9 protein-coding genes are annotated in these 7,269 nt (G+C 43.8%); 4 read left to right on the plus strand and 5 right to left on the minus strand.

Annotated elements, in window-relative coordinates:
• Window positions 1–17: 17 nt before the first annotated feature.
• The gene (locus ACTF5U_RS01095; protein WP_438969782.1) at window positions 18–440 is read right to left on the minus strand and encodes a hypothetical protein; all 423 of its coding nucleotides are present in this window, start codon (window positions 438–440) and stop codon (window positions 18–20) included.
• An 11-nt stretch (window positions 441–451) separates the two neighbouring features.
• On the minus strand, window positions 452–1,225 hold the full coding sequence (locus tag ACTF5U_RS01100) for a hypothetical protein (protein WP_438969783.1): 774 nt from the start codon (window positions 1,223–1,225) through the stop codon (window positions 452–454).
• Between the two features lie 272 nt (window positions 1,226–1,497).
• Between ACTF5U_RS01100 and hflK the strand changes: the two genes are divergently transcribed.
• Window positions 1,498–2,553: an FtsH protease activity modulator HflK gene (gene hflK / locus ACTF5U_RS01105; protein WP_438969784.1), complete on the plus strand. Its 1,056-nt coding sequence runs from the start codon at window positions 1,498–1,500 to the stop codon at window positions 2,551–2,553.
• On the plus strand, window positions 2,550–3,491 hold the full coding sequence (gene hflC / locus ACTF5U_RS01110; RefSeq protein ID WP_438969785.1) for a protease modulator HflC: 942 nt from the start codon (window positions 2,550–2,552) through the stop codon (window positions 3,489–3,491). Before hflK ends, hflC begins: the two co-directional genes overlap by 4 nt.
• 225 nt (window positions 3,492–3,716) lie before the next feature.
• Here hflC and ACTF5U_RS01115 read toward each other — a convergent pair whose 3' ends face one another.
• Together ACTF5U_RS01115 and ACTF5U_RS01120 are read right to left on the minus strand one after the other, a co-directional pair.
• The gene (locus ACTF5U_RS01115) at window positions 3,717–4,721 is read right to left on the minus strand and encodes a vWA domain-containing protein (RefSeq protein ID WP_438969786.1); all 1,005 of its coding nucleotides are present in this window, start codon (window positions 4,719–4,721) and stop codon (window positions 3,717–3,719) included.
• Window positions 4,722–4,773: 52 nt separating this feature from the next.
• Window positions 4,774–5,169: a hypothetical protein gene (locus ACTF5U_RS01120; RefSeq protein WP_438969787.1), complete on the minus strand. Its 396-nt coding sequence runs from the start codon at window positions 5,167–5,169 to the stop codon at window positions 4,774–4,776.
• A gap of 172 nt (window positions 5,170–5,341) precedes the next feature.
• On the opposite strand from ACTF5U_RS01120, the gene ACTF5U_RS01125 reads away from it, so the two are divergent.
• Both ACTF5U_RS01125 and ACTF5U_RS01130 read left to right on the plus strand, forming a co-directional pair.
• Complete coding sequence (locus tag ACTF5U_RS01125; protein WP_438969788.1) at window positions 5,342–6,331, plus strand: helix-turn-helix domain-containing protein; 990 nt, start codon at window positions 5,342–5,344, stop codon at window positions 6,329–6,331.
• A 149-nt stretch (window positions 6,332–6,480) separates the two neighbouring features.
• Window positions 6,481–6,885 carry a GFA family protein gene (locus ACTF5U_RS01130; RefSeq protein ID WP_438969789.1) on the plus strand — a complete coding sequence of 135 codons (405 nt, stop codon included), beginning with the start codon at window positions 6,481–6,483 and terminating at the stop codon, window positions 6,883–6,885.
• Window positions 6,886–6,956: 71 nt separating this feature from the next.
• Here the strand turns inward: ACTF5U_RS01130 and ACTF5U_RS01135 are convergent.
• Window positions 6,957–7,269 (minus strand): aminotransferase class V-fold PLP-dependent enzyme (locus ACTF5U_RS01135; RefSeq protein WP_438969790.1); only part of this gene is annotated, 313 nt, incomplete at its 5' end.

Consider the following 7,269-nt stretch of genomic DNA (forward strand, 5'->3'; position numbering starts at 1 on the left):
GGTTCGAGCCGCTGTTTTCATCTGTAATCATTTTCAAGTTCATCAATGAATACTTTCCTTCCAGAAAAGCGACCAGCAAGGTCAACTGTGTAAAGAACGTCAAAGTTAGTCGCCGTAGTTTTTCCATTCTCAGACTCTATCAATTCAGGTTCAAGTCTTAAGTGTTCAAGTGGTTTTATTGTGTCCTGAGCTGAACCAGGCCTAATCGCTCTGATCGAAAAACCTTGGGATGTTGTATCTTTTACTTGTCTCAATAACCAATTGATTCTGGCTTTTGTACTCTTTTTATCTTTTGGAGCCAGAAGACGCATGTACACAGAGATGGTTCTTGACTTCAAGTCACACTCAATATTTAGATCAGAAGCTGCATCATTAATGATTACACTGGATTGCATAAGATGTGATTTTATTAGTTGATCAGCATCATCCTTTATTCTCATCACAGCATCACTTACCCCACATTTGCTCCTGTCTGATTAGAGAGAATTAGGCATAAATCTTTTTGTTCCTGTTGCCAGGCAACAACAGTATTGTTGACTGCATCAGATGTTTTATTTAGAGACGCGCCACTTTTAATAGCATTAACGAGTTCAGACCTCTCCTCATTCATTTGATCAAAACTGGTGATACCAGACTTATCACTTTCAAAATACCTCATTACTTCACTAAGTATAAAAACTTGGTCAACATCATCAATGTCATTATTTTCGATCAAAAGATGACATTGAGTTTTTATAAATGACCACGACCAATGAAATAAGTCGACTTTTTGTGTAGCCCGCTTTGGAACTTTGACTGGATGATGAGAAGGAATTGCACAAAGCTGATTTGTAATGCTGATGACGGCATCAATGTTATGTTCTTTGGCTAAGCTCAAATAGCGAACTAACTGCTCCTCTTCGACAGCTTTATTTCCTACTTTAGCCTCTATTAAGGCTCTCCACTCACGCTTACCGGTCTTAAGGATTAGTAATCCATCGGGTCTATCTTCCTCAAGCGTTTTTTTCACTACCTTATTGTTCTCAACAAACTCGATTTCTGTCCTTGCATCAAGAGTTGATGTTTTACCTACACGAACATCAATAGATTTCAATAATACTTGTCTTAGCTCAAGTACCGATCTCATTGCTGCAAGCAACACCGATGTGGTTTTTTGTTCTCGACAAGAGTCAGGCAGTGTCGGAATAAGACGGGCTTGTCCACCCTTGATGGTGTGAGATGCCATAACTAATCCTTGTTTATCAATAATTCAAAGTATCTAGTTATCGACTCACATGCAAGTAGTGACAGTATCACGTGAGAGTTATTTGCTTAGATCCTATATATAAAAGTGTTTGCGATCCCTACCCTCAACAACAGCCCAAACAGGATACACAGCATATATATCAAGTTATCAATACTTCTTGTCCACCAAATCAATAGCGTTTTTCCCACCGAATTGCGTACAAAGCAGCGCCCTAAAGAGTAGACTGACGTTTCGATTAAAGGAGAACGAGAATGATCCAATCCGTAAAAGGTAACGGTCAAGGGCCATCTGGCCCACCTGACCTGTATGAGCTAATGGAAAAATTCACTCGCGGCGGCTCTTCGCGCGGCCGGTTAGGCGGCGGTTTTATTGGCGTCATTTTACTGATTTTGCTGGCCTGGGGCGCACTGACCTCTTTTTACACGGTGCAACCGGAACAACGGGCCGTTGTTAAACGATTCGGTTCTGTTAAAGGCATTACTGACCCGGGCCTGCACTTTAAGATCCCCTTCGGCATTGACCAGATTCAGTTGGTCGCCACCGAGCGTGTACTGAAGCAGGAATTTGGCTTTCGTACTCAGGGAACACGTCAGGGAGAACGCTCGACCTACAGTTCTGCCCAATTTGAAGATGAGTCATTGATGCTAACCGGCGATCTCAACATGATCGATGTGGAGTGGGTAGTTCAGTACCGCATTGATGACCCTATCAAGTTCCTGTACCAGATGCGCGAACCTACCCGTACCTTGCGCGACATTTCTGAGTCAGTAATGCGCCGTATCGTCGGTAATATGCTGGGCTCCGAGGTGCTGACCATCGGTCGTGTGGAAATTCAGCAGAAAGCTGGTGACGAGATCCAGGAAATACTCAACCAATACGACGCTGGTATTCGTGTCAGCACCGTTGAAATGCAGGACGTGGTGCCGCCCCCTGCCGTACAACCTGCCTTCAATGAAGTCAATGAGGCGCGTCAGGAGCGGGAACGGATGATCAACGAAGCGCAAAAACGGGTTAACCAAGAGATTCCTAATGCCGAGGGTGCTGCACTGCGTACCGTGGCGGAAGCGGAAGGTTACGCTACGGAACGGGTGAACCGGGCCGATGGTGAGAGCACACGTTTCAGTGCTGTTCTGCGCGAATATGAGCAGGCACCGACGGTCACTCGCTCACGCCTGTATTTGGAAACCCTGAACGAGATTTTGCCAAATATCGGACAAATACTGGTTGTACAGGATGGCCAGGTGGGGCCACTCCCATTACTCGATGTCAATCGTAAAGCGATGCACGCTACTGGAGGTGATAAATGAAAACCACACTGCTTACCATCGTGGCCGTGCTTGCCGTCATAATCGGTAACCTCACGCTTTACACCGTGGATGAAGCCGAACAGGCCATCGTGGTCCAGTTTGGTGAACCGATCGGCGATGTTATTGACGAGCCGGGCCTAAAGTTCAAGCTACCCTGGCAGAATGTGCGTTATTTCGACAAGCGTCTTCTGGTCTGGGATGGCGATGTGACCCAAATTCCCACACTGGGTCGTGAGTTCATTCTGGTGGACACCACAGCGCGCTGGCGAATTACTGATCCGCTACTGTTTTTGACCAGTGTCCGCGATGAAGCTGGTGCTCGTACGCGTCTAGACGACATCATAGACTCAGTGGTGCGAGACATGGTTTCGTCGACCGAGCTGGAAGAGATCGTTCGCTCGAAGGATTGGGAGGTGAATGTTGCGGATCTGGATGATCCTGCTCTAGCTGAACGCAGTGACGTTAATCTGGAGAAACAGCCCAAACTGGGCCGTGAACTGCTGGAAGCCGGTATTCTTAAACGAGCCCGCGATTCCATGCCTGCCCTGGGGATCGAGCTGGACGATGTGCGTATCAAGCGTGTCAATTATATTGAGTCTGTACGCCGTCAGGTGGAAAGCCGCATGATCGCTGAACGTCAGTCTATCGCCGAACGTTTTCGTTCAGAAGGTCGGGGCCGCAGTCAGGAAATCCTCGGTAATATGGAACGTGATCTTCGACGCATCCGCTCCGAAGCTGCACGTGATGCCGAGAAGATCCGAGGCGAGGCCGACGCCGAAGCGACGCGTATCTATGGTGAAGCCTTCGGTGCTGATGCGGAGTTCTATTCTTTCTTCCGCACGCTGGAAAGCTACCGGGCCCTAGGCGAGAACAGTACGCTCATGCTCAAAGCCGACTCCGACTTCTTCCGCTATCTGGAAGAGTCACAAGTCCAGTAAACCATGCCTTCCAAGGTAGTCGTGCCCTTCTTGGGCGCGACTGCTTGGAAAGCTGGGTGATGGTGCCTCGTTCATAGGAGCAGGCGGCCTTTAAATGCCAATTAGAATGAGATTGGTGACAGAGACACTGAGACTTTGGCACTGTTGCGTTTCAAAGTTAACGTGGTTTTCAAAGAGCCGTGGATTGGTTTGTGCCTGAAAAATGTATGGTAGTTCAACCTTTATCTAACTACTTACTTTAGGCTTCATACCCAACAGCGCATAGAGTTTTACTAGAACAAGTGGTAACAAAGATATAAAAGCGATTGTAAGGAAAATACGTGCTTTTGACTCTTTAGGCTGAATCTCACTCACAATGATACTATGTGATTGGTCCTCATTAATTTCTAGAAAAGCATTTGAAAATTCAGAGTCAGTATCAGCCTCAAAGACCTTATAGGGGATTTGCATATTCAAGAAAAACTTATGTAGTTTCCTTTCTGGAAGCTCATTCCATGCAATCGGTTCACCTGAACTTTTCTCAAGAGAAAAGTCATGTATAGACTTTAGATAAATCCAATAAAGTGTAAGACTATTTTCTTGAAAAATTTGGCTAATTCTAGCCTCCTCTTCTTCAGAAAATTTTTCGCCACCATCAGAAACCAACAGTACAACCCTACTCCCCTTGTATTTTTCGCCATAAAAATAATCTCCAGCCTGGAGTAATGACTGAGCTAAATTTGTTTCTGACATACCTTTACCCAAACCACTGGCTTGTATTGTTGCAAGAACGACATCTTTATTTTCAGTAAGGGGTATTAAGGGCATGACTTTATTGCTGAACATCACAAATCCCCAACGCTCATCCGATCTACGTTTCACAAATTCTTCCAGATGTTTTACTGCAGTATGTCTCTTACTTTTACTTAAATCACGATTAACTTTTTGAGCGCTATTTTCCACAGCAAAGGGCTGATCCATGCTTCTGCTTCTATCCAATAAAATGACGAACTCCGCTCCTGTTGCAACGTGATCTTTTGCGTACTCAGGAATATGAGGCCCAGATACAACAATAACTAAACTTAGAATAACTGCTGAACCCAGTGTATTGAGGGTTCGAGCAATTCCTTTGGATAGCGGATCATGAGGTATGAATGCATCCGATACAATGACTTTTTGGGTATTAGTGATTAGCCATGGCAGGATTGCTAATGGTGCTAGCAGCAAAAGTAATGGTGACTCAAGACTCAATGAAAACAAGTTCACTTGACGGTAGCGCTATGCAATTAAAAGAATGAGCACTTTATTTTTCAGGTTGATTAAATGTTGATTTGAATACCAGCACTGAACCTTTACCAAATCCATAGCTCGTCATAATGAGGCTGGTATATAGATAGATATTAAATAAAGAAGCCCAGAACCCAGTAGTGACATATGTTACGGATGCAGGGTCCGTACTTGGGAAAATCGCCTGCAACATAAATAAACTTGAGTTAGTAAATGCACCAACCACCATCGCCCATCTTACGTGCCAAGGTAACTGAACTTTTGTTGCATAAAACCCCAGGATGAGTGCGCTCATTATCAGAAAATCCAGGTGCGCTTGAAGTACACGCTTAAAATCTCCTTCAAAGATTGTTCTGAATAGCGACACATCGTTGTAGATACCAACCATACTCCAGGCTAATATCAATGCCATCAGTATCCAGAGGCAGGCACCTCTTAACAAAACCAAGTGACCGTTAAATTCGTGACTCTTCATAGCGCTCTCCATTTATGTTTTTATGGATTATGCAGAGTCAAACATGATGAGACTTTTCTCAGTCGGTGTTATGTTTAAAACTTATGAGTAGTAAAGATAGGCGTGAGTGATGGAACAGGACAATCCTATTGAAGCTAGTTTGAGCCGACTTAATGGCTGTCGATTCAATACGGATACTCAGCCTGAGAGATTCAGGCAAGAATGGTTGCGTGAAGTTATTGGTAGAGAATATGCCAATGTTGAAGTGAAGCCGTCCATGCAAGCCAGGCTGTTCAATGACATGCAAATTTATCCGATGCTTAATGGCCTTCGTTTCTCTCCAATCCGTTCCAATCCGATTCAACTGGAACGTTTACCCTCAGAACCTACCTCTGTCTTTCAAGATTGTTATTTTGCAGTACTATTACTCTCAGGCTCTTATAAAATTGAACAAGGTGGTCGCGAGACCTTTCTCCAGCCCGGAGATATGACAATTTATGATGCAACTGAACCGCACAAAATCATAACGCCTGAGCCTTTTTCTAAACTCATTATCTCAGTTCCAAGATCTCAGCTTGAATGTCAGCTGCGGAATTTAGATCAGCTGACCGCCACAAAAATCTTCAGTAAAAATCAGACAGAGAATGTTCAAGCGCTCCAGCGGCTATGTGAGAGCATGCATTACATGGATAGAGCTACTTTCGAGAGTTTCACCCTCCCGATAATAGACATAATAAAAGAGAGTCTTATTGAAAGTGGTGGTTTAAAGAGCGATATATCATCGTTAAAAGCGCTATCATTATTTCGAGTCAAACAATACATACAGACTCATCTAGAAAATGACTGTCTTAGCGCTGAAGATATTGCACAAGGTGTCAGACTTTCAACCAGATATATAAATGAACTATTTGAACACCAAAATACCTCTCTAATGCGGTTCTTAACTGAAAAGCGATTGGAGCTAAGTCATCATTATCTGACCAACTCATTGTTTTCCGAGATGACAATAACGGATATAGCCTATCAGTGTGGTTTCAAAAATTTTTCACATTTCAGCCGAATCTTCAAGCAAAGATACTCATATTCACCCAGAGAATATCGGGTAATGAAAATAAAATAATTTTTTTGTAAATGAAAGAAATGCTTATTGGTTGGTTAAGAAGTGCTGTGCATCAGAGGCTACGCGTCACAAGCGCTTCAGATAACAAACGTGTCAACTGAGAAGCACAGCCATTTACGCAACTGTTCTGAAGCATGAAGGATTCAGCTATGATCAAAAAAGTGGGTAATACGGAAATTCTTCCGAGACACAGGGCGACGTGTCACTGTGGCAAAGTTGTCTTAGAGATCACCTTACCAAATGGAATTGAAAATCCCAGTCGATGTGACTGTTCAATGTGTCGCAGAAAAGGAGCGATTGTTGGCTCTGTCGATTTGAATGGGATTCGCATTGTTGAAGGTGTTGAAAGTTTAAAGCTGTATCAGTTTAATACGAACACAGCGAAGCATTACTTCTGTGCAACCTGTGGCATTTATACTCATCATCAACGTCGTTCGAATCCAATGGAGTATGGTTTCAACATTGGATGTCTTGAAGATGTGAATCCGTTTGATTTAGGTGAGGTTGTCACTAATGATGGCGTCAACCACCCATCAGATGAAAGAACAAGCTGACGCCAAAAGCATGACTTATGCGAGGTTCAGCTATGTGGTCAGCCAACCGCACAGTCTTTTTGAGAAATTACTTATAGCTCTTTCTTGATCGCTTTAACTGTTTCGGAGATTTGTGTGTCGTCTGTATAGCGTCCGAGGCTAAAGCGTAATGATGAGAGTGCTTGCATGTCAGTTAAGCCGATCGCTTTAAGTACGTGCGACGGTAGAACCATCTCACTGTTGCAAGCTGAACCTGATGATGCTGCGACCGTTGGCTGTAATGCCTTTAGTAACTCAGATGCATTTACCCCTTCGAATTGAACATTGATGTTAGCTGGGTGACATTGCTCCTGATTACCATTAAGAGAGAATTTGATACCTGTGTTTGATAACGCTGTAATAAAA

This window comes from Methylophaga sp., assembly GCF_965655755.1.
Taxonomy (GTDB): Bacteria; Pseudomonadota; Gammaproteobacteria; order Nitrosococcales; family Methylophagaceae; genus Methylophaga.